19 protein-coding genes are annotated in these 21,102 nt (G+C 71.6%); 11 read left to right on the top strand and 8 right to left on the bottom strand.

From position 1 onward, the window contains the following. Positions 1-108: 108 nt before the first annotated feature. Together OGL88_RS08360 and OGL88_RS08355 are read left to right on the top strand one after the other, a co-directional pair. Positions 109-2,229 (top strand): MMPL family transporter, encoded by a 2,121-nt coding sequence (locus OGL88_RS08360; protein ID WP_263091153.1) that lies wholly within the window; start codon positions 109-111, stop codon positions 2,227-2,229. Between the two features lie 12 nt (positions 2,230-2,241). After that, complete coding sequence (locus OGL88_RS08355) at positions 2,242-2,892, top strand: GntR family transcriptional regulator (RefSeq protein ID WP_263091152.1); 651 nt, start codon at positions 2,242-2,244, stop codon at positions 2,890-2,892. A 105-nt stretch (positions 2,893-2,997) separates the two neighbouring features. Here OGL88_RS08355 and OGL88_RS08350 read toward each other — a convergent pair whose 3' ends face one another. Then, the gene (locus OGL88_RS08350) at positions 2,998-3,774 is read right to left on the bottom strand and encodes an IclR family transcriptional regulator (RefSeq protein ID WP_263091151.1); all 777 of its coding nucleotides are present in this window, start codon (positions 3,772-3,774) and stop codon (positions 2,998-3,000) included. A 29-nt stretch (positions 3,775-3,803) separates the two neighbouring features. Next, on the bottom strand, positions 3,804-6,047 hold the full coding sequence (locus OGL88_RS08345; protein ID WP_263091149.1) for an FAD-dependent oxidoreductase: 2,244 nt from the start codon (positions 6,045-6,047) through the stop codon (positions 3,804-3,806). Positions 6,048-6,155: 108 nt separating this feature from the next. On the opposite strand from OGL88_RS08345, the gene OGL88_RS08340 reads away from it, so the two are divergent. From OGL88_RS08340 to OGL88_RS08330, 3 genes are all read left to right on the top strand, one after another. Further along, positions 6,156-7,508 carry an MFS transporter gene (locus tag OGL88_RS08340; RefSeq protein WP_263091146.1) on the top strand — a complete coding sequence of 451 codons (1,353 nt, stop codon included), beginning with the start codon at positions 6,156-6,158 and terminating at the stop codon, positions 7,506-7,508. Positions 7,509-7,597: 89 nt separating this feature from the next. Next, positions 7,598-9,091: an LCP family protein gene (locus OGL88_RS08335; protein ID WP_263091145.1), complete on the top strand. Its 1,494-nt coding sequence runs from the start codon at positions 7,598-7,600 to the stop codon at positions 9,089-9,091. A gap of 34 nt (positions 9,092-9,125) precedes the next feature. Further along, the gene (locus OGL88_RS08330; RefSeq protein ID WP_263091143.1) at positions 9,126-9,908 is read left to right on the top strand and encodes an endonuclease/exonuclease/phosphatase family protein; all 783 of its coding nucleotides are present in this window, start codon (positions 9,126-9,128) and stop codon (positions 9,906-9,908) included. Between the two features lies 1 nt (position 9,909). On the opposite strand, the gene OGL88_RS08325 is transcribed toward OGL88_RS08330, so the two are convergent. Then, the gene (locus OGL88_RS08325; RefSeq protein WP_263091140.1) at positions 9,910-10,644 is read right to left on the bottom strand and encodes a hypothetical protein; all 735 of its coding nucleotides are present in this window, start codon (positions 10,642-10,644) and stop codon (positions 9,910-9,912) included. Between the two features lie 198 nt (positions 10,645-10,842). On the opposite strand from OGL88_RS08325, the gene OGL88_RS08320 reads away from it, so the two are divergent. Further along, on the top strand, positions 10,843-11,784 hold the full coding sequence (locus tag OGL88_RS08320) for an SDR family oxidoreductase (protein WP_263091138.1): 942 nt from the start codon (positions 10,843-10,845) through the stop codon (positions 11,782-11,784). 91 nt (positions 11,785-11,875) lie between these two features. Here the strand turns inward: OGL88_RS08320 and OGL88_RS08315 are convergent, their stop codons facing one another. Next, entirely contained in the window at positions 11,876-12,193 is a 318-nt protein-coding gene (locus tag OGL88_RS08315; protein ID WP_205463648.1) for a hypothetical protein, read from the bottom strand. A 178-nt stretch (positions 12,194-12,371) separates the two neighbouring features. Here OGL88_RS08315 and OGL88_RS08310 point away from each other — a divergent pair, with 178 nt between their 5' ends. Continuing rightward, on the top strand, positions 12,372-13,055 hold the full coding sequence (locus tag OGL88_RS08310) for a TetR/AcrR family transcriptional regulator (protein WP_205463649.1): 684 nt from the start codon (positions 12,372-12,374) through the stop codon (positions 13,053-13,055). A 9-nt stretch (positions 13,056-13,064) separates the two neighbouring features. Here the strand turns inward: OGL88_RS08310 and OGL88_RS08305 are convergent, their stop codons facing one another. After that, positions 13,065-14,594, bottom strand: a complete 1,530-nt coding sequence (locus OGL88_RS08305; RefSeq protein WP_263091136.1) for a threonine/serine ThrE exporter family protein — start codon at positions 14,592-14,594, stop codon at positions 13,065-13,067. 113 nt (positions 14,595-14,707) lie between these two features. Next, positions 14,708-15,148: an OsmC family protein gene (locus tag OGL88_RS08300; protein ID WP_263091134.1), complete on the bottom strand. Its 441-nt coding sequence runs from the start codon at positions 15,146-15,148 to the stop codon at positions 14,708-14,710. Positions 15,149-15,434: 286 nt separating this feature from the next. Here OGL88_RS08300 and OGL88_RS08295 point away from each other — a divergent pair, with 286 nt between their 5' ends. Then, complete coding sequence (locus OGL88_RS08295; RefSeq protein WP_263091132.1) at positions 15,435-16,478, top strand: NAD(P)-dependent alcohol dehydrogenase; 1,044 nt, start codon at positions 15,435-15,437, stop codon at positions 16,476-16,478. A gap of 107 nt (positions 16,479-16,585) precedes the next feature. On the opposite strand, the gene OGL88_RS08290 is transcribed toward OGL88_RS08295, so the two are convergent. Together OGL88_RS08290 and OGL88_RS08285 are read right to left on the bottom strand one after the other, a co-directional pair. Beyond that, positions 16,586-18,397, bottom strand: coding sequence for a gamma-glutamyltransferase family protein (locus OGL88_RS08290; RefSeq protein WP_263091196.1), 1,812 nt, complete (start codon positions 18,395-18,397; stop codon positions 16,586-16,588). 104 nt (positions 18,398-18,501) lie between these two features. Continuing rightward, a complete protein-coding gene (locus OGL88_RS08285) occupies positions 18,502-19,320 on the bottom strand; it encodes a sulfite exporter TauE/SafE family protein (RefSeq protein ID WP_263091130.1) in 819 nt (272 codons plus the stop codon). A gap of 76 nt (positions 19,321-19,396) precedes the next feature. On the opposite strand from OGL88_RS08285, the gene OGL88_RS08280 reads away from it, so the two are divergent. The 3 genes from OGL88_RS08280 to OGL88_RS08270 all read left to right on the top strand — a co-directional run bounded on the left by OGL88_RS08280 (position 19,397) and on the right by OGL88_RS08270 (position 21,101). Then, on the top strand, positions 19,397-20,152 hold the full coding sequence (locus OGL88_RS08280) for an AraC family transcriptional regulator (protein WP_263091129.1): 756 nt from the start codon (positions 19,397-19,399) through the stop codon (positions 20,150-20,152). Positions 20,153-20,229: 77 nt separating this feature from the next. Further along, positions 20,230-20,628, top strand: coding sequence for an ArsR/SmtB family transcription factor (locus tag OGL88_RS08275; RefSeq protein ID WP_263091128.1), 399 nt, complete (start codon positions 20,230-20,232; stop codon positions 20,626-20,628). Next, on the top strand, positions 20,625-21,101 hold the full coding sequence (locus OGL88_RS08270; protein ID WP_263091126.1) for an SRPBCC family protein: 477 nt from the start codon (positions 20,625-20,627) through the stop codon (positions 21,099-21,101). The genes OGL88_RS08275 and OGL88_RS08270 overlap by 4 nt, the downstream gene beginning before the upstream one ends. Position 21,102 lies beyond the last annotated feature (1 nt).

Below are 21,102 nucleotides of genomic sequence, written 5' to 3'. Positions count from 1 at the left end.
GCGCAGTCTACGGTCGACGGCTGTCGCAGTCGGCCCGCAGGCGGCTTCGCAGTGTCTTCGCGACCGTCTAGTAATCAGCATGCTGACGACCGGTGTACGCTCACCGTCGTGTCCCGCTTCCTCCGCATCGTCCTCCCCGCGCTCGTCATCGTGGTCTGGCTCGCGATCGCCTCCGTCGGTGGTCCGTACTTCGGCAAGATCTCCGAGGTGTCCACGAACGACCAGACCTCGTTCCTGCCGGCGTCGGCCGACGCCACGAAGGTGCAGGAGCGGTCGTCGGAGTTCCGGCAGGAGTCGGGCGCACCCGCGATCATCGTGCTCGAGCGCGACGGCGGCATGTCGTCGTCCGACCTGACCGCGGCGAAGGACCTCGCGACCCAGCTCGGTGACCGCGACGACGTCGAAGCCGTCAGCCCGGTGATCCCGAGCGAGGACGGCGACGCGGTGGAGATCGTCGCGACCCTCACCACGGCAGCCGACACCGGTGACGCGGTCGAGGCGATCCGCGCCGACGTCGACGACGCCCTGCCCAGCGGTGTCAGCGGGTACGTCACCGGACCGGCCGGGTTCACCGCCGACCTGACCGAGGCGTTCGCCGGCATCGACGGCCTGCTGCTCGGGGTGGCGCTCGCCGCGGTCTTCGTGATCCTGATCATCGTCTACCGCTCACCGCTGCTGCCGATCCTCGTGCTCGGCACCGCGACGTTCGCCCTGTGCGCCTCGATCCTCGTGGTGTGGTGGCTCGCCAAGGCCGACGTCGTCACCGTGAACGGCCAGGTGCAGGGGATCCTGTCGATCCTGGTGATCGGTGCCGCGACGGACTACGCGCTGCTCTACACGGCGCGCTTCCGCGAGGCGCTGCGCGACCACCGCACCGGCTGGGGTTCGACGAAGGCGGCCCTGCGGGGGAGCCTCGAGCCGATCCTGGCCTCGGGCGGCACCGTCATCGTGGGTGTGCTCTGCCTGCTGCTCTCCGACCTCAACTCGAACAAGGCGCTCGGCCCCGTCGCGGCGATCGGCATCGCGTTCAGCCTGCTCGCCGCCCTGTCGCTGCTGCCCGCCCTGCTGCTCGCGTTCCGTCGTGCTGCGTTCTGGCCGCTCCGTCCCGCGTACGGCAGCGCCCACCCGGTGCTCACCGGGCCGGACGCCCGCGGTGTCTGGGCCCGCGTCGGTCGGCTCGTCGCCAGGCGTTCCCGGGTGGTGTGGATCGTCTGCACGGTCGGGCTGCTCGCGATGGGCACGGGCCTGGTCGGGCTCAAGGCCGACGGGGTCCCGCAGAGCGACCTGGTCATCGGGGCCGCGCAGGCACGCGACGGCCAGGACGTCCTGGCCGACCACTTCCCCGGCGGCTCCGGCAGCCCGGCGCAGGTCATCGGGTCGGAGCGCGACCTCGACGCACTCGTCGACGCCGTCACCGGGGTCGACGGCGTCGACGGCGTCGTCGCCGCCGCGAAGGACGCCCCGTCCGGCACGGTGCGCGTTGCGGGCGACTCGGCATCGAGCGGCGCTGCCGCTCCGACGGTGTCGCGCGGGGACGTGCTGCTCGAGGCGACCTTGTCCGACCCGGCCGACTCCGACGCCGCCGAACAGACGGTCCGCGACCTCCGCACGGCCGTCGAACGGGTCGATCCCGGCGCGCTCGTCGGCGGCGTCACCGCGACGGCCGTCGACACGAACGACACCGGGATCCGCGACCGCACGCTGATCATCCCCGTGGTGCTGGTCGTGATCCTGCTCATCCTGATGCTCCTGCTCCGCAGCGTCGTCGCCCCGCTCGTGCTCATCGGCAGCGTGATCGTGTCGTTCGCCGCAGCCCTCGGCGTCGGAGCGCTCGTGTTCGACCACGTGTTCCACTTCCCCGGTGCGGACCCGAGCGTGCCGCTGTACTCGTTCGTGTTCCTCGTCGCGCTCGGGGTGGACTACAACATCTTCCTCATGACCCGGGTGCGAGAAGAGGCGCTGCGGCACGGTCCGCACGAGGGGGTCCTGCGCGGACTCGGGGTCACCGGCGGCGTGATCACCTCGGCGGGGGTGGTGCTCGCGGCGACGTTCGCGGCCCTCGGCGTCATCCCGATCCTGTTCCTCGTGCAGATCGCGTTCGTCGTGGCGTTCGGCGTCCTGCTCGACACGATCGTCGTCCGTTCGCTGCTCGTGCCGGCGATCGCGTACGACCTCGGTCGGCGGGCCTGGTGGCCGTCGCGCCTCTCGCGCGCGAACCATCACATGTGACACGCTGGGTGCATGCCAGTTCCTTCGACGCAGCCCGCCGCCGAGCGCAAACTCCTCCGTGACACCGTGCAGGACAAGATCCGCGACGCGATCATGGACGGCACGCTGGAGCCCGGCGAACGGCTCAACGACGACGACCTGATCGCGTGGCTCGGGGTCTCCCGCACCCCGATCCGCGAGGCGCTCGCGGAACTCGCCCGCGCCGGCCTGATCGAGATGGCACCGAACCGCTACACCCGCGTGGCGGCCCCGACGAAGGACGAGCTCCTCGACGCCTACCGCACGCTCGGCGTCATCTACGGCGGCGTCGTGCGCCTGGCCGTGCCGAACCTCACGGAGCCGCAGCGCAAGAAGATCGTGAAGATGCTCGACGACGCCCACTCCCGTATCGGCTCCGACGGACAGGCCGACGTCTTCCGCAACGGCGCCGACCTCTACTCGCTGTGGGCGGACGCCTGCGGCAACCCGTCGCTCGTGCACCTCTGCCGGTCGACCACCGACGGACTCGCGTTCAAGCTCCGCGTGCCGGAGCTCGCGGAGGTCGTGCCGCCCGAAGCGATCCTGCCCGAGATCGAGAAGCTCAAGGCAGCCGTCCTCGCGAAGGACCCGATCGCGGCCGAGCTCGCGATGGAGGCCATCCACCTGCTGCCGTCGCGCGCGTAGCGCCCCGTCGCCCCGCGCGACCAGGAGACGGACGGGAGGCCCGTGGCGATCCCGCCACGGGCCTCCCGTCCGCCGTCACGCGCGTCGCGAGCCGCGACGCGCGCGTCAGTGCGCGACGGCGCTGATCATCCCGAGACCGACGCTGATGCGGTCGGCGACCTCGATGAGGTCCTCGGCGAGGGAGTCCAGGTCGCGGTCACGCAGCTGCGTCAGGCGCCCCGAGATCGACAGCGCCGCCGCGATCCGCCCCGAGGCGTTGCGGATCGGTGCCGCGATGCAGAACCGGCCGAGCGCCAGCTCCTGGTTCTCCTCGCACCAACCGCGCTTCGACGAGGCGGCGAGATCGGCCGTCAGGGCGTCGTGCGTCGTGATCGTGTGGTCGGTGTACCGGGCCAGGTCGTCCCCGAGCAGCGAGCGTCGCTCGTCCGGCGACAGGTCGAGCATCAGCGCCTTGCCGAGTGCGGACGCGTGCATCGGCTGCCGCATCCCGATCATCGTGTGCGACTTCGGCGCGAGCGACCCCTCGAAGTGGCAGAGGTAGATGCACGACGCGGCGTCCTGCACGCCGACGTTGGCGGTCAGGCCGACGCGTTGCGCGAGTTCCTGCGCCGCCGAGCGGCTCTCGCGGTGCACCGGGTTGTGGTTGAGCCCCTGGCTGGCGAGCTCGAGCACGGCCCGACCGACCGAGTAGGCCTGGGTCTCCGCGTCGCGTCGGACGTACTCGAGCGACTCGAGCGTCGCCAGGAGCCGCCCGGTGGTCGAGGTCCCCAGTCCGATCGCCCGCGCGATGTCAGAGGCGCGCACCGCGCCCTCGGACGCGCCGAGCGCACCGAGGACCGCTGCGGCTCGCTCGATGCTCTGGTTCGGAGGGGTGGTTGCCATCCCCTCATTCTGGCCCGTCCCGGCGCGCGTCAGGAGACCTTCACGGCGCTCGCGGTGACGAACGGGGATCCGTTCGTCGCGGTCACGACGACCCGCAGGGCGGCCGTGCGCACCGGATCGACGTCGTGGACGCGGTGGCGGTGCCGGTTCGCGTCGACCGCGGCGAGCGTCCGCCAGGTCCCGTCGACGCACGCCTCGATCCGGTAGTCGCGGACGAGTGTGGGCACGGCGTCCCAGGGGGTGCGGTGGTGGTGCAGGTTGACGAGGTCGGCGTCGACGTCGTCGTTCCAGACGATGCGCACCTGGCGGACGTCGACGGGCTCCGCCCAGTCGAGCGAGAGCACGGCTGCGCCGGCACCCGCGTCGGACGACCACATGTGCGGTCCGCCGAACGGGCGCTGGTGGCCGTCGCTGACCCGGGAGGCCCGCCACGCGTCCGTCTCGCCGGCTGCGGTGAACGCGAACGCGTGTCCGCGCAGGGCGCGCGCCTCCCAGTCCGTCACGGGCTGTCCGGACTCCTCGGGGATGTGGTCGTCGAACTGCTCGTCGTCGGCGGTGCGGGCGCGCAGGGCCATCACGCCGTAGGGGTGGCCGTCGGTCAGGACCAGGCGGACGCCGGGCTGCCGACGGACCACGACGACCGCGTTGCACGACTCGTCCGGGTGGAAGGCCAGATCGACCACCGCTTCGTCCGGTCCGGCGGCGACGTGTGCGGTGTGGGTGCTGACGTGGTCGATCGGGGCGTAGTTCTGGGGTCTGCCGGTGGTCCAGAGCTCGATGGTGAGATCGGTGTCGTCGTCCGCCTCGGTGCGGAGCCGGAACTCGCCGAGCGCGGGGTCGGCGGGCAGGAGGACCGCGACGTCGCGGTCCAGGTCGAAGCGGTCCGCGGTCGCGAACGGCGTCGTGTCGATCGTGGTCAGCTCACTGCTCGCGGTGATGCGGGCGGTACGGGCCAGGTCGGCTGGGTCGTCGGCGCGGACGCCGATGACCGGTGCGTCCTCGTGCAGCAGGGTCTGCTGCAGCAGGGCGATCTGCTCGGTGCCGAGGGATCGTGGTGTCGTGCCGTGCCGGGCGACCAGGTGCGCGGCGGTGCCGGCCGCCTGCCCCTGGGCTGCGCATGTGGCCATCACCCGGGTGGACCCGAACGCGACGTGCGACGCCGAGATGTCCCGGCCGGCGAACAGCAGGTTCGACACGTTCGCCGAGTACAGCGACCGGAACGGGATGTCGTAGGTGCCGTCGGTGTACCGCTGCTGGGCGCCGGCGGTCTCGGCGTAGACGCCCTCGACGGGGTGCAGGTCGATCGACCAACCGCCGAACGCCACCGTGTCGGGGAACGAGCGCTGCTCGAGCAGGTCCTGCTGCGTCAGGGTGTGGTCGCCGACGAACCGGCGGTACTCGCGCTTGCCGGGGATGGCACCCACCCAGTCGAGCGTCAGGGTGTCCGCGTCGAACGCCCCCGAGTTCTTGATGTGGTCCCAGATGCCGTAGACGACACCCCAGAGCTCGTCGCGGATGCGTTCGTTCTCGGCGACGGTGTCGAGTTCGCCGCCCCACTCGATCCACCAGTAGTTGCAGCCGTTGTCGCCGGTCCGGATCGCTCGGTTCGCCAGGATCGGCGTCGTGGCCAGGTCGACGGCGATCGACGGCGGGACGAACCGGTCGTGCCGGCCGGTGTCGTGCGTCGAGAAGAAGATCGAGCTGCCGAGCAGTTCGTCGTCCGCCTGCTCGGGTGCCCAGGCTTCGCCGTGCTCGTCGCGGCCCTCGCGCCCGATGCGGTACTCGGCGCCGGCGAGGGCCCCGACGAGGCCGTCGCCCGTGCAGTCGAGGAACACCGGTGCCGTGAAGGTCGTCTCGATCTCGGACCCCATGGTCCAGCCCGTGACGGCGGTGATGCGCGGTGCGCCGCCGGCGTCGTCCGTCTGCACGGTCCGGACGTCGGTGTTGAGGTGGAGGTGCACGTTCGGCTCGGCCCGGACCAGGTCGAGCACCACCTGGTCCCAGTAGACCGCGTTGCCCTGCGGGTTCCGGAACTGGTTCTCGAGGAAGAGTTCGCCCATGATCCCGGTCTCGCGGGCGAACCGCTGCGTGCCGTGCGCCGTCGCGCCGACCACCCACACCCGGATCTCGCTCGAGGCGTTGCCGCCGAGGACCGGGCGGTTGGTGACGAGGGCGACGCTCGAGCCGAGGCGGGCGGCGGCGACGGCCGCGCTGACACCGGCGAGACCGCCACCGACGACCACGACGTCGTGGTGGTGTTCACGGGATTGCATGGTCGGAACGGTATCACTCGGTGGCGTGTCTTTCCCACTGTGTGGCAATGTGTGCCCGACGAGTGCTATCGTCAACGAATTCTCGACAACGAAGTGAGAGGCCCACCCATGAGCGACGGAACCCGGACGCAACCCAGCGTCGATGCCGCCACCGCCCCCGACGTCCAGGCGGCCCTGGGCGACGACGCACGCCGCCAGGGCATGCGGAAGGTGATCGTCGCCGCGGGCGTCGGCCACTTCGTCGAGTGGTTCGACTTCGGCCTCTACGGCACGTTGGCGACCGTCATCTCGCTGTACTTCTTCAAGCAGGGCGACCCGCAGGTCGCACTGCTGTCGGCCTTCGCCGTGTTCGGTGCCGGCTTCGTGATGCGACCGCTCGGCGGGCTGTTCTGGGGATCGCTCGGTGACCGGGTCGGTCGGAAGACCACGCTGGCGACGGTCATCCTCATCACGAGTGGCGCGACCGCCGTGATGGGGATCCTGCCGACGTACCAGAGTGTCGGGATGCTCGCGCCGATCCTGCTCGTCGTGGTGCGGCTGGTGCAGGGCTTCGCCGCCGGTGGCGAGGGTGCCGGGGCGACGACGCTCCTGGCCGAGTACGCGCCGTCGAACCGGCGCGGCTTCGTGACGAGCTTCATCGACGTCTTCGGCTTCGCGGCGTTCATCGTCGGTGGTGGCCTGGTCTTCCTGTTCACGGCGCTCGCCGGGGACGGAGCACTCGAGTCGTGGGGCTGGCGTGTCCTGTTCCTCATCGCCGTGCCGCTCGGCCTGGTCGGGCTGTACCTGCGCACGAAGCTCGAGGACACCCCGGAGTTCCGCGCGCTCAAGGCGAAGGGCGAGGTGGCGGCGAACCCCCTGCGACGCTCGATCCGAACGGGGTGGAAGGCGCTGCTCTTCTGCGTCGGGTTCGTCGTCCTCAAGGCCGTCGGGCACTGGATCCTGCAGACCTTCATGCCCTCGTACCTGCAGGTCGACCTCGGGTACTCGCCACTCGTGTCCTACGGCGTCGTCGTCATCGGCTTCCTGGTGATCGCCGGGCTCGTGCCGTTCTTCGGGCTGCTGTCGGACAAGATCGGTCGGAAGCCCGTCATGCTCGCCGGCTGCGCGGGGTTCCTCGTGCTCACCTACCCGACGCTCATGCTCATGGACGCCGGCAACTTCTGGGCCGCCGCAGCCGCGATGGTGCTGCTCGGCCTGTTCATGGCGGCGTTCGACGGGGCGGTGAGCGCGGCGATGGCCGAACTGTTCCCGACCGCCATCCGCTACGGGTCGATGGGCATCGCGTACAACATCAGCGTGGCGCTCTTCGGCGGCATCACGCCGTACTTCGCCACGTGGTTGATCAGCGCGACGGGCAACACCTTCGCGCCGGCCTTCTACGTGATGGCGGCCGCCGCGATCACCGGCGTGACGGTCCTCCGCGCACGCGAGACGCACAAGCAGGGGCTCGCTGCCGAGTGAGCTGCGCGTGACGGGTGTCGCAGGGGCTGTGGGGTGACCTTCCAGGCGGATTCCATGTCCCCTGCGCGCGCTCCGGTTATGGTTTCCCGGTGAGCAACGAACCCGAGCAGACGACGGACCCCGCGCGCCGCGGTGTCGTGACGCCGCGCCACGGGCGCCAGAAGCGACGAGCGGGCGTGGTGTTCCCGGCGATCGCGGGCGTGCTCACGATGGCGGTCCTGCTGAGTGGCGGGTACGCGGCCTACGCCTACAACCAGCTGTCCGGCGGCGTCACGATCGTCAACGCGATCACCGGCAAGAAGGACACGAAGAACGACGTCGACGGCAAGGCGCAGAACATCCTGCTGGTCGGCGACGACCACCGGCCGGACAACGCCACCCCCGAGCAGCTCGCCGAACTGAGCACCGAGTCGGACGGCGGGGCGACGAACACCGACACGATGATCGTGCTGCACATCAACGCCGACGGTTCGCAGGCGACGATGATCTCGTTCCCCCGTGACTCGTACGTCGACATCCCGGACGTCGGCAAGGGCAAGCTCAACAGCGCCTTCTACTACGGCACGCTCAACGGCGGTGGCGACACCGGTGGTGCGAAGATGCTCATCAAGACCATCGAGAACCTGAGCGGCCTGCAGATCGACCACTACGTCCGGGTCTCGCTGCTCGGTTTCTACCAGGTGGTCAAGGAGCTCGGCCCGGTCGAGGTCTGCCTGAACCAGGCGACCAACGACCCGTACTCCGGCGTCGACCTGCCGGCCGGCAAGTCCACGCTGGACGCCAAGCAGGCCCTGTCGTTCGTCCGCCAGCGCCACGGTCTGCCGAACGGCGACCTGGACCGCAACGTCCGTCAGCAGTACTTCCTGTCGCAGGAAGCCCGGAAGGTCACGTCCGCGGGCACACTGCTCAACCCGGTCAAGATGGGCAACATCCTGAAGGCGGTCGGGGGTTCGATCCAGACGGACACGAACCTGCTCGACCTCGCCTCGCAGATGAGCAACCTGCGGCCGGCCAACATCCAGTCCGCCACGATCCCCACCCTCGGCACGCCGACCATCTACGTGAACGGTTCCGCACTGTCGATCGTCGAGATCGACACCGTCGGGCTGCCCGCCTTCGTGCAGGGACTGGTCGGCGAGCCAGAGACCTACACGAAGGCCACGGCCGCGCAGCCCGCGAACACCTCGGTCACCGTGCTGAACGGCAGCGGCGTCACGGGGGCCGCCGCCGCAGCGGGTCAGGTCCTGACGAGCCGCGGGTTCCAGGTCGCACCGGCCGGTTCCTCGGACCCCACCACGGCGACGCAGGTGCAGTACCCCGCCGGCCAGGAATCCCAGGCGAAGGCGGTCGCGGCGGCCGTGCCCGGTGCCGTCGCGGTCCGGACCGGTGCCGTCACCGGCGTCACGCTCGTGCTCGGGACCGACGGCAAGGCCCCGAAGGCCGCCAGCGCGCCGAGCGCACCCGCCTCGACGCCTGCCGACACCGGCTCGGGGTCGAAGCCGAGCAAGCAGGCGACCAAGGAGCCGGCGCCGAAGTCGACGGACGTGCACAACTACGGCACCGCGGGCACCTGCATCAACTGAGGCCGCGGCCGCACCGGATCGCTAGGTTCGAGGGGTGAGCAGCGCAGCGCGTCCGATCGTCCTGATGACCTACAACATCAAGAACCCGGATCCGGAGCACGACTGGCCGGCCCGACTCCCCGTGGTCCTCGACGTCATCCGCCGGCACGACCCGGACCTGGTGTGCGTGCAGGAGGCCTTCGCGCACCAGCTCGACGACCTGCGCGCCGGGCTGCCGGGCCACGCGGACGTCGGGCAGGGCCGTGAGGGCGGCACCGCGGGGGAACACCCGGCGGTGTTCTACCGTCGCGACCGGTTCCGACCGACGGACGATGGCTCGTTCTGGTTGTCGGACACCCCGGACGAGCCGGTCTCGAACACGTGGGGCAGCCTGTTCCCGCGCATCGCGAACCACGCCGTGTTCCTGGACACCGACGGACCTGCGGTCACGGTGCTCACCACGCACCTGGACCACGAACCCGGCGAGCACGGCGACGAGGTGCGTGGCAAGAGTGCGGCGCTCATCGTCGAACGGCTCGCGCGGGAGACCGGCCCGGTCATCGTCGCCGGGGACTGCAACGAGCCGGCCGGTGCCGGCACCGCGTCACGGGTCTTCGCCGACGCCGGGTTCGACGACACCTGGCTGCTCGCGGGCGATCCGGGGGACCGGACGGCGACGTTCAACGACTGGCAGCCGCCGGTGGACACCGGGGAGCGCATCGACTGGGTGCTGACCCGCGGGGTCGCCGGCGTCGACCGGGTCGTCATCGACCACGACGGTCCGGAGACGTGGTTCGCCAGTGATCACTTCCCGGTGATCGCGACGATCCGCGTGTGAGTCAGCAGGTCCGCTGCGCGTGCACGGGCATCGGGGAGCCGAGGACCGTGACCGTGGTCTCGTTCGTCAGGGCCGAGACGCCGTTGGTGCCGGCGGAGTCGTCCGTCGTCTCGCCGTCCGAGGTGGGGTCGACCCAGCCCTCGCGCAGCAGCAACTGCCACGCGCGGGAGTCGTCCGCACCGTAGGACACCCGTTCCGAGCGCGGGGCGTCCGCGATCTCGTCAGCGATGTCGTCACCGACCTGCACGCCGCCGGGACCGGTCAGCTCGATCCGTGCACCGAGCCGGCTGCGGACCTGGTCGCGCAGCACCCGGATCTCGACGGCGTTGCCCGCCCGCGCGTCGGTGGCCAGGGCCGCGACGCGGATGGCGCCGCCCCACGTGTAGGTCGTGCCGGCCGGGAAGCACGCGCCGCCGTCGCCCTCGGCCGTCTGGGTGCGCGACGGGGTGCCGAGCAGACGGTCGAGCAGGCTCACGGTCAACCGGGAGTCGCGCATCGACGACTCGACGACGGTCTTCCCACCGTTGCGGAGCACCAGGGACTCTGCGTCGAGCTCGATCGAGTCGACCCGCCGGAGCTTCGCGTTCGACACGTGCACCGGAGCGGCGTCGTGCGACGTCTCCGCTGCGACGGCGGTGTCCGCCCCGAGCCCGGTGGTGGTGCCGTCGAGCGCCAGCGCACCTGCCGAGAAGGCGAGCACGGCAGCGCCGAGCGCCAGCAGGGTCCGAGGGGTCACCGTTCGACGGTACGACCCCGGACGGTCCAGAACGACAGGTGTTACCGAATCGGGTCCTGGCCGTCACCGGACCGTGACAAACGAGGAAGACGCACCTGCGGCCCTGGACCGGTGCGGCCGGCGGGCGCTGGCCGCTCCGCGCGCCGGGGGACAGCCTCCTGGACGGTCCGTGGTGCGCGCCTGCGTACCGTCGGCGGCATGACGGACCAGCAGAACGACCAGGCAGGGCTCGACCAGGCAGCGCTCGACCAGTACTCCATGCAGGACCCGACGAAGATGTACGCCGACAAGAAGCCGGACGAGCAGTACCTCGAAGGCGCCGGCACCGACGCCGAGATGGCGGAGAACGTCCCCGCCGACCACGGCGAGGACACCTACCGCGGCTCCGGTCGACTGGAGGGCCGCAAGGCGCTCGTCACCGGTGGCGACTCGGGCATCGGTGCAGCCGTCGCCATCGCCTACGCACGCGAGGGCGCCGACGTCGCGATCTCGTACCTGCCCGAGGAGCAGGAGGACGCCGACCGCATCGTCGCGCTCATCGAGGCAGCCGGACGCAAGGCCGTCGCGCTGCCCGGCGACATCACCTCACTCGCGGTCTGCGAGCAGATCGTCGCCGACACCGTCGCGCAGCTCGGCGGGATCGACATCCTGGTGAACAACGCGGGCAAGCAGCAGAACGTCTCCTCGATCGAGGACATCTCGGACGAGGAGTTCGACGAGACGTTCAAGACGAACGCCTACGCGACCTTCCGGATCACGAAGGCCGCCGTGCCGCACCTGCAGCCGGGCTCCACGATCATCAACACGACGTCGATCCAGGCCTACGCGCCGTCGCCGCACCTGGTGCACTACGCGGCCACGAAGGCCACCGTGAACAACCTGGCGAAGGGCCTGGCGGCGCAGCTCGCGCCGAAGGGCATCCGCGTCAACGCCGTCGCTCCGGGGCCGATCTGGACGCCGCTGCAGCCGGCCGGCGGTCAGCCGCCCGAGGCGCTGCCGTCCGCGGGCGAGCAGACCTACCTGGGCCGCTGGGGGCAGCCGGCCGAGCTCGCCCCGGCGTACGTGTTCCTGGCCAGCGGTGAGTCGTCCTACGTGGTCGGCGAGACGCTCCACGTCGACGGTGGGATGCCGACGCCGTAGCGCGTCGCCGACGGGCTGACGGGAGGCGCGGTGCTGGTGGGTACCGCGCCTCCCGTCGTCCGGGTGGTCCCGTCTGCGGGCCGTGGTGACGTCAGCAGGTGACGGCGCGCGCCATCCGCTCGAGGAGTTCCCGCGCCGACAGTGCTGCCGCGAGTTCGACCTCGACCGGGTTGATGCCGATCGCGTGCTCGAACGCGCGGCGACGTGCCTGGTCGACGATCGGCACCTCGGGGCGTTGCGGCAGCACCGCGATGGCCCGGGCGGCGGCGTCGAACGCTCCCGTGGGTCGGCCGAGTTGCTCCCACATCGCGCGGACGTCGTGTGCGACCTGCTCCGGGTCGCCGCCGAACTCGAAGCCGGCTGAGGCCATCGTCGCGAGTCCCTGTGCGGTGGGGTCGTTCGGGGTCATGTCCGGCATCGTCACACGGATCCGTGCGAACGCGCTGGGCGTGGTGACCGTGTCCGTGTCCCCCCATGTGCTGACACCCGTACCGGGGATTCTGTTGTCCCCCGTTCTGCGTTTGGATGGACGTGCCCCGGGTCGGGGCGACCTCGGACAGGACGTCCGTGGAACGACGGAGGGCACGATGCTCGAGAATACCAGCGCCGACACGCAGGCCGCAGCGGCCGCGGCGGCGACCCTGCACCTCCGGATCACGATCGTGGGGGCCACCGTCGACCTGCTCCGTGACGTCCCCTTCCACGAAGCACGCGCCGTGCACGTGGCCGAGCGGATGGGCATCCCCGTCGAGGAGCTCCAGCAGCACTTCCCGTCCTGGGACGGCCTGGTGCTCGCAGCCGTCGACCGCTGGAACGGCGGTCGGATGGACGAGGTCACCCGCGAGGTCGGCGACGGCTCGACCGTCGAGTTCCTGCGCGCGATCGTCGCGTCGAACGCCGATGACCCCGCGCTCATGCGCCTGCTCGTCGCCCTGCTGTCCGTCGCGGGCAACCCCGAGCACCCGATGGCGACCTACCTGCGCTCGCGCTACCAGCTCTTCTACGCACAGGTGAAGCGCGGTCTCGAGCACGACATCGCCGTCGGCCGTGCCCCGCACACCATGGAACCCCGTCGCGGAGCCGAGCAGCTCATCGCGCTGTACGAGGGGCTGCAGCTGCAGGCCCTGCTCCGATCGGACCTCGACCTGGTCCCGGCGTTCGACCGTGCGGTGGCCCGACTCGAGCGCGGCTGGATGGAGCGCTACGAGCCGCAGGCCGCCCGTCGGCACGCGACGTGGAGCGACGGAGACGACGGCAGCTGGGACATCTAGCCCGGACCGTCAGCGACCGTTCGGCGCCGACCGCGACCCGCGTGGCACCGAACCGTCGCCGGGGTCGTACCCGGTGTCGCGGATGACCCGGAGCGCTGTGGTGTCGTTGTGGACCGAGTGCACGACGACCCGACGGGTCCGCCGGAGCGCCCGGCGCGCGCCCGGTGTCGCGAACAGGCCGCCGAGCACGAGTCCGGCGCCGATCCCGAGCGCCACGGAGACCGCGGCCACGAAGTCGAGGGCCGCACTCGACGATCCCGACATGAAGTTCAGCAGTGCGTTCGACACGGCGACACCGGGCAGCAGCGCTCCGCAGAACGCCGGCACCGCGATCGCCGCGACCGCGGTCCGCATCCGCGCCGCCGCGTAGGTGGACAGCACGCCGAGCAGGACCGCCGCCAGGAACGTCGCACCGAGCAGCGGCAGGCCGAGCTGCCGCAGCCCCCACAGCGAGGCACCCGCCGCCACCGAGAACACGACCGCGACGGGGATCACCCGTGCACTGGCCTGCTGCACGAAGCAGTTCGCGCCGGCCGACACCACCGTGAGCGAGAGCGACGCCCACAACGGCAGCGCCTGGGTGACGATGCCCGACGGGTCGACCTCGAGGTGCAGCCACTTCGTCATCGCGATCCCCGCGGGCACCCCCACGACGATGGCGGCGATGACCAGGCCGATGTAGAAGGCCCGGGCGACCGCCATCGCACGGAAGCCGGAGATCGCGTCCTGCGCCCACGTCACGAGCGAGACGTGCGGCAGGAGCAGCACCACCAGGGCCGCCACCATCGTGGCGGCACCCGCCGGGTGCAGCACGCCCGCACCGATGGCCAGGGTGCCGATCACCGACGCGACCGCTCCCTGTGCCCCGGACACGAAGAACTGCGGGTAGCCACGACCGGTCAGCCAGCGCCCGGACAGGATGATCCCGAACATCAGCACGAAGGCGCCGATGCCCGCTCGCCACCCGCCACCGGCCTGCATCGCGATCGAGGTCCCCAGGATCGAGAGCCCGACGTCGGCGAGCCACGTGGGCCAGCGCGGCGGCATCCGCAGCACCGCCACGAGGGCGTTCACGCCCGAGGTCATGTCCCGTACGTCGTGGATCAGGTCGTCGACGATCTGGTTCGCGCGCGCGAGTCGGTCGAGGTCGGATCCGTCGGAGCTCACTGTCCGGACCTTCACGAGCGGCGGGATGTCGGCCGGTGCGTACTGGAGCGTCACCGAACTGCCGGAGAAGTCGAGGTCGAGCGGGGCCAGGTTCCACTTCGTCGACACCGCGACGACGGCGGTCTCGACGCTGCGGGTGTCGGCACCGGAGGCGAGCATCACCTCGGCCAGGTCGAGGCAGAAGTCGACGATCTGGGCGGCGGTGTACTGGTCGCGTCCCTTGGCGTCGGGTTCGACGTGTTCGTAGATCGTGCCACGCAGTCGGGCACGTGCGTCGCGCAGGTCGTGCTGCGCCAGGCTGCGACGTCGGGGGCGGGGCGGCCGGTGTGGGCGCCCCGGTTTCGGTTCGCCGGGGGAGTGCTGCTCGGCCATCCGACCATGGTGCCAGTCGCGATCTGGACGCGACCAGAGCGGACGGGAGGCCCGGTGCCAGCTGGCACCGGGCCTCCCGTCCGGTGGTCGGTCGCGTCTCGGACGCGACCCGACTACTGCTCGAACGTCGCGTCGAGCGTGATGTCGACGCCGGTGAGCGCCTTGCTGACCGGGCAGGTCGCCTTGGCGTCCTCGGCGGCCTTGAGGAAGGTCGCCTCGTCGATGCCGGAGACCTCACCGTGCACGGTCAGGGCGATGCCGGTGAGCTTGAAGCCGCCGGCGGAGTCCGGGCCGAGCGAGACGTCGGCCTTGACGTCGAGGGCCTCGACCGTTCCGCCGGCCTCGCCGAGGACGGCGGAGAACTGCATGGCGTAGCAGGCCGAGTGTGCGGCGGCGATGAGCTCCTCGGGGCTGGTGCTGCCCCCGGCCTCGTCAGCGGCGCGCTTCGGGAACGAGACGTCGTAGGTGCCGACCTTCGAGCTGGAGAGTTCGACCTGGCCGGAACCGTCGTTGAGGCCACCGTTCCAGGCGGTGCGTGCGGTGCGCGTGGGCATGGCCGCTCCTTTCGTGTGGGGGATCGGACCCGAACGGGACCGTCGCAGCCGAGTCAAGCGGAGAACGCACGTTCTCGCAACCGGCTCACGGCGAAGACGCAGGCTTTGCGGGTGTTCCGCGCGCACTTGGTGAGTTCGGGCGTACCTGGTCGGAACTTTCTGGCAGGTACGCCCGATCCTTCGTGCCATCGCGGGCGCTCTGGGAAGAACCGAACTTCGGAGGCTGGGCGACAGGTGTCGTGTTCAACGACAGGTGTAGCGTGATCGTGTTCAAAGGAGACCCACCATGCGCGCCGTCGTGTTCGAGCAGTACCAGACCTTCCCGTCCCTGACGGAGGTCCCGAAGCCCACCCCGGGTCCGGGGGAGGTGCTCCTCAAGGTCGCAGGCGCCGGTGCGTGCCACTCGGACGTCGCGGTCTACCGTGAGTTCGCCGCCGGTGCTCCGGGGTCGCAGCAGCCCCCGTTCGTGCTCGGGCACGAGAACTCCGGCTGGGTCGAGTCCGTCGGTGACGGCGTGACCGGGTTCACCGAGGGCGACGCCTACCTGGTCTACGGGCCGGTCGGCTGCGGGCACTGCTCGTACTGCTCGAAGGGGCAGGACACCTACTGCGAGAACGCCGCGACGAACCCGTACATGGGCATCGGTCTCGGGCGCGACGGCGGCATGGCGGAGTACGTCAGCGTCCCCGCTCGCAACCTCGTCCCGCTCGGCGACGCCGACCCGATCGCCGCCGCACCGCTCAGCGACGCCGCACTCACGCCGTACCACGCGATCAAGAACGCGCTGCCGAGCCTGGCGGGCGGCGGCAAGTACGCCCTGGTCGTCGGGCTGGGCGGCCTCGGGCAGATCGCCGTGCAGATCCTCACCGCGCTCACCGGCGCCACGGTCATCGCGACCGACATGAAGCAGGACGCCATGGACCGCGCTGCCGCCCGTGGCGCGATCACGGTGCCCGGCGGGCCGGACCAGGCCGCCGCGATCCGCGAGATCACCGGCGGCCGCGGGGTCGACGCGGCGTTCGACTTCGTCGGTGCCACCCCCACGATCAAGGTCGCGCAGACCTCGATGGCGGTCGGCGGGCGGTTCACCGTCGTCGGGATCGCCGGCGGCACCACCGAGTGGGACTTCTTCCGGACGCCGTACGAGTCGACGATCACGAACACCTACTGGGGCACCATCGAGGACCTGCACGAGGTCGTCGCCATGTACCGCGCCGGGCAGATCGTCCCCGACGTCGAGCGCTACGCGCTGTCGGACGCGCTCGAGGCCTACCGGAAGCTCGAGGCCGGCGAGCTGTCGGGTCGAGCGGTCGTCGTCCCGACGCTCTGACCTCGCGGCGTCCCTGGTCGAATCGGGCGTGCCTGGTCGGAACTTCGGACCAGGTACGCCCGATTCCGCTTCCCATCGCGAGTGTCCTGGGAAAGAACGACCCCGGGTCAGCGGCCCGCGGCGTACCCCTGAGCACCGCGGGGGTTCGCCGCGGCGCCGAGCACACCGGTCGCCGGGTCGCGGGTGACGCAGGTCAGACGGCCGAGGCTCCAGTCGCCGGCGCGGGTGACGACGTGGCCGCGTGCCTCGAGTTCCGCGATGACGTCGTCGCCGAGTCGGTCCTCGACCACGAGCCCCGCCGGCTCCCACGTGCGCGGCCAGAACGACCCCGGGAACGACGTCGTGTGCAGCGCCGGGGCGTCGATCGCCTGCTGCGGGGTGTACCCGCCGACGATCCACCGCAGCAGGAACAGCAGCTGCCACTGGTCCTGCTGGTCGCCACCGGGTGAGCCGACCGCGGCCACGGGCACGCCGTCACACAGCACCAGGGTCGGCGTCAGGGTCGTGCGGGGGCGCTCGCCGGGGCGCAGCGTCGACGCCGTGCCCGGTTCGAGCCACGTCATCTGCAGCCGGGTGCCCAGGCAGAACCCGAGCTCCGGGATCGTCGGCGACGACTGCAGCCAGCCGCCCGACGGTGTCGCGCTGACGATGTTGCCCCAGCGGTCCACGACGTCGATGTGGCAGGTGTCGCCCCGGGTCTCGCCGTCGGGGGCCACGAACGGCTCGCCGCGGTCCTCGACCGGCGCGACGGGCGCGACGGGCGCGACCGGCGCGCGCTCGGTGTCCCGCGCGACCTGCACGGTCGGCTCGCCGAGACCAGCGCCCTCGCCGGCGGAGTACGACGTCCGGGCTGGCGGCATCGCCCGCTCGACGCCCGCGATCGTGCCCGGTCGCAGCTCGGCCGAGGCCCGCTCGCCGATCAGCGCTCGCCGCTCGTCGGTGTACGCGTCGGACAGCAGCACGTCGAGGGGGACGTCGCCGTCCCCGTAGAACGCCTCGCGGTCGGCCATCGCGAGCTTCTGCGCCTCGACGATGGTATGTGCGCCGACCGACGTCGACGGGTCGAGCAGTGCGTCGTCGAGCGGTTCGAGCAGCCGCAGGGTCTGCAGGAGCGCCGGACCCTGACCCCAGGGACCGGTCTTCGCGATCGTGCAGCCGCGGAACTCCGTTGTCGCCGCGGGCTCGTACGACGCCCGGAACGCCGCCAGGTCCGACGCCCGGACGACCCCGGCGTGGTCGCTGCCCGACGCGTGTCGGTGGGGCTCCCGCACGAAGCGGTCGATCGCCTCGGCGACGAAGCCCTCGGCCCACTCGCTCCGTGCGGCGTCGATGCGGGCGGTCCGACTGCCGGAGCCGTCACCGGCGTCGAGGAGCCGGTCGAGCACTGCGGCCAGCGCCTCGTTGCGCACCAGGTCCCCGGGGGCCGGCGCCGTGCCTCCCGGCAGCCACTGCGCGGCGGACGTGGGCCAGTGGTCACGGAACAGGCCCTGCACGGCGGTGATCGTCCGGACCACCCCGGCTGCGACCGGGTGGCCGTCACGGGCGTAGCCGATCGCCGGAGCGAGGACGTCCGCGAGCTCCCACGTGCCGTGGTCGCGGAGCAGCAGCAGCCACGCGTCGACGGCACCCGGCACGGTGGCGGCGAGCGCGCCGGAGCCGGGGACGAGGTCGAGGCCCTCGGCGCGGTAGTGCTCGGGCGTCGCACCGGCCGGTGCCGGACCCTGGCCGACGAGCACGACCGGCGTCGGGTCCGACGCCGTCGCGAACACCGCCGTCAGGTCGCCGCCCGGGCCGTTCAGGTGCGTCTCGACCACGTGCAGGACGAACGCGCCCGCGACGGCTGCGTCGAAGGCGTTGCCGCCGCGTTCGAGCACCGACTGCGCGGTGGCGGTCGCGATCCAGTGCGTCGCGGCCGCCATGCCGAACGTGCCCTGCAGGTCCGGGCGCGAGGTCTGCGTGGCGGGCGGGACGAAGGCGGGGTTCGGCGTCGGCATCCACCCATACTGTCCCAGGGGCTCGCTGCTCAGCCCAGGGCCACGACGATCCCCGCTGCGACGAGCAGTGCGACGTAGCCCCAGGCGTGCACGACCTCGGGCAGGTGCGGCGGGCGACGTCGGAGCAGCACGATGACCGGCGTCGCGCCGACCAGCAGGGCCGCGGCTGCCCGGACGTCGACGGCCCCGACGAGTCCCGCGGCGTGCGGGACGACCGCCGGCAGCAGCATGGTCACCGCGGCGGCGGGCAGCGTGATCGCCAGCGTGAGGGGGTTCGCGAGCGTGGTCGCCGCGGTCATGGTGGCACCGGACCGGCGCAGCATCGGGACCGTCATCACGCTGCCGCCGACGCCGAGGAACGCCGCGACCGCACCGATCGGGAGGCCCGTGGCGGTCGGCACGCCGGTGCGGGTCGGTCCGTGGTCGCGTCCACGGCCGCGGGTCGCGACTGCGCGATCCGTCGCCGAGCTTCGCAGGAAGCCCGGGCGCAGGAGCAGGTCGGCGACCGTGACCCCGAGGTAGACGACGAAGCCCCAGCGCAGGAGCGCGTCCGGGGCCTCTCGCGCGGCGAGCACCCCGACCGCGCCGCCGACCCCGAGCAGGACGAACAGCGACGAACGGCCCCGGAGCGGTGCGAGTGCGCCGCGCCGGGCCGAGACGGTGGCCACGGCGGCGTTCACGAGCATCACGAGGGCCGAGGTCGCCGTGGCCACCCGGACGGCGTCGCCACCGAGGGCTGCATCGGCGACGGTGATGATCGGCACGGTGACGAACCCACCACCGAACCCGAACAGGACGGTGGTGACCCCGACCAGGACCCCGATGACCACGAGCACGATGAAGGACATGCCTCCATCCCAGCGGGGATCGCCACGGCGGACGATCGGGTGTGCGGCAGGTTCCTTCGAGACCTAGCCTCGTCGTGTGCGCAACGTCCCGGTCTCCGAGTTCGACCACCAGCCGTTCGACGTCCTGCCGATCGGCACCGACTACCCGCCGGACCACCTGCTCGCCCGGCACGAGCACCGACGGGCGCAGCTGCTGTACGGCGCGAGCGGCGTGATGCTCGTCGAGACCGACGACGGCTCGTGGACGGTGCCGACCGACCGGGCCGTGCTCATCCCGCCCGGGGTGCCCCACGAGGTCCGGATGCTCGACGTCAGCACCTGGAGCATGTACGTCGAGCCGGACGCCGTGCCCTGGTGGCCGACACGGTGCACCGTCGTCGAGGTCGGGCCCCTGCTGCGCGAGGTGCTGCGCGCCGCCAACGCCCTCGACGTACCGTACGACGACGGTGGCCGGGACGGCGCCCTCGTCCGGCTCGCCCTGCACGAGCTGCAACGCGTCGCACCGATCCCGTTGAGTGTCTCGCTGCCGCCACGGGGCGTCCTGCGCGACCTGTGTCGGGCGTACCTGGCCGAGCCCGACGTCCACGTGACGAACGCCGACTGGGCGCGTGCGGCGGCCGTCTCGGAGCGCACGCTCGATCGCCACTTCCGCGCGGCGGCGGGGGTGGGGCCCGCGAGGTGGAGGGTGCGTGCACGACTGTTGTCGAGCCTCCCGGCCCTGCGACGCGGCACCGTGACGGAGGTGGCGGGCCGACTCGGCTACGCGACCCCCGCGGCGTTCACCGCCGCCTTCTCGAAGGCGTTCGGGGCCCCGCCGTCCCGGTTCCGCTGAGGTCTTGCGCTCCGCCAGGAGCGGGCGCATACTGAACGCGACGGTTAATTAACCGTCCGGTTCACTGAGGAGGCGCGATGGAACCCGACCACACCGACGTCGTCCTCTCAGCGCTCGCCGACCCGATCCGACGGCGCATCGTCGAACGGCTCGGCAAGGGCGAAGCGACCGTCTCCGAGCTGTCCGAGCCCTTCGACGTCAGCGCTCCGGCGATCTCGCGGCACCTCGGCGTGCTCGAACGCGCCGGCCTCATCACGCGCGAGCGGCACGGCACGTGGCGCACGTGCCGGCTCCGGCCCGAGGCCGTCGACGAGCTCGGCGCCTGGCTTGGCCGGTTGCGTCCCGACTGGGACCGCCGGTTCGACCGCCTGGATGCCCTGCTCGCCGGCCAGCGCACGCCCGCCCCGGTGGGCAGCCCGTCCACCGCCCCACCCGCCAGTTCCGCCTTCACCGTCGATCCGCAGGAGCAGTCATGACCGAACAATTCACCGCCCACGCCACCCACCGCTTCGCCCACCCCGTCGCCGACGTGTACCGGGCGTTCGTCGACCCGGCGCTGCTCGCGCTCTGGTTCGGCCCCCTCGGCTTCCACGTCCCCGTCGCCACCGTCGAGGTCGACGCGCGGGTCGGCGGCGCCTGGAACCTCACGATGGTCAGCAACGACAACGCCGAGTGGTCGTCACCGGTGACCTCGACCCTCGAGCAGATCGAGGAGAACCGGATCATCGTCGGGACCTCGACCGCGCACGGCATCCCCGGGGTCGAGGACGGCACCGCGTTGTCCCTGACGCTCGAGTTCGCCGAGGACGGCGACGGCACGATCGTCACCCTGACCCCGGGACCGTTCCCCGAGTCCATGCGCGACATGAACATCGCCGGGTGGACGCAGTCGTTCCACAAGCTCGAAGCGCTGCTGGCGACACCGAAGGAGTTCTTCCAGCAGCCGTAGC

This window comes from Curtobacterium sp. RIT-PI-V (assembly GCF_025642935.1).
Taxonomy (GTDB): Bacteria; Actinomycetota; Actinomycetes; order Actinomycetales; family Microbacteriaceae; genus Curtobacterium.
The sequence above is the reverse complement of the archived record's forward strand: the minus strand, read 5'-3'. Positions and strand labels throughout refer to the sequence as shown.

Coding starts and splice junctions, on each gene's coding strand:
- OGL88_RS08285 (WP_263091130.1), bottom strand. CDS start 19,320: ATGTCCTTCATCGTGCTCGTGGTCATCGGGGTCCTGGTCGGGGTCACC.
- OGL88_RS08275 (WP_263091128.1), top strand. CDS start 20,230: ATGGAACCCGACCACACCGACGTCGTCCTCTCAGCGCTCGCCGACCCG.
- OGL88_RS08315 (WP_205463648.1), bottom strand. CDS start 12,193: ATGACCCCGAACGACCCCACCGCACAGGGACTCGCGACGATGGCCTCA.
- OGL88_RS08305 (WP_263091136.1), bottom strand. CDS start 14,594: ATGGCCGAGCAGCACTCCCCCGGCGAACCGAAACCGGGGCGCCCACAC.
- OGL88_RS08310 (WP_205463649.1), top strand. CDS start 12,372: ATGCTCGAGAATACCAGCGCCGACACGCAGGCCGCAGCGGCCGCGGCG.
- OGL88_RS08320 (WP_263091138.1), top strand. CDS start 10,843: ATGACGGACCAGCAGAACGACCAGGCAGGGCTCGACCAGGCAGCGCTC.
- OGL88_RS08290 (WP_263091196.1), bottom strand. CDS start 18,397: ATGGCGGCCGCGACGCACTGGATCGCGACCGCCACCGCGCAGTCGGTG.
- OGL88_RS08295 (WP_263091132.1), top strand. CDS start 15,435: ATGCGCGCCGTCGTGTTCGAGCAGTACCAGACCTTCCCGTCCCTGACG.
- OGL88_RS08350 (WP_263091151.1), bottom strand. CDS start 3,774: ATGGCAACCACCCCTCCGAACCAGAGCATCGAGCGAGCCGCAGCGGTC.
- OGL88_RS08300 (WP_263091134.1), bottom strand. CDS start 15,148: ATGCCCACGCGCACCGCACGCACCGCCTGGAACGGTGGCCTCAACGAC.
- OGL88_RS08340 (WP_263091146.1), top strand. CDS start 6,156: ATGAGCGACGGAACCCGGACGCAACCCAGCGTCGATGCCGCCACCGCC.
- OGL88_RS08345 (WP_263091149.1), bottom strand. CDS start 6,047: ATGCAATCCCGTGAACACCACCACGACGTCGTGGTCGTCGGTGGCGGT.
- OGL88_RS08270 (WP_263091126.1), top strand. CDS start 20,625: ATGACCGAACAATTCACCGCCCACGCCACCCACCGCTTCGCCCACCCC.
- OGL88_RS08355 (WP_263091152.1), top strand. CDS start 2,242: ATGCCAGTTCCTTCGACGCAGCCCGCCGCCGAGCGCAAACTCCTCCGT.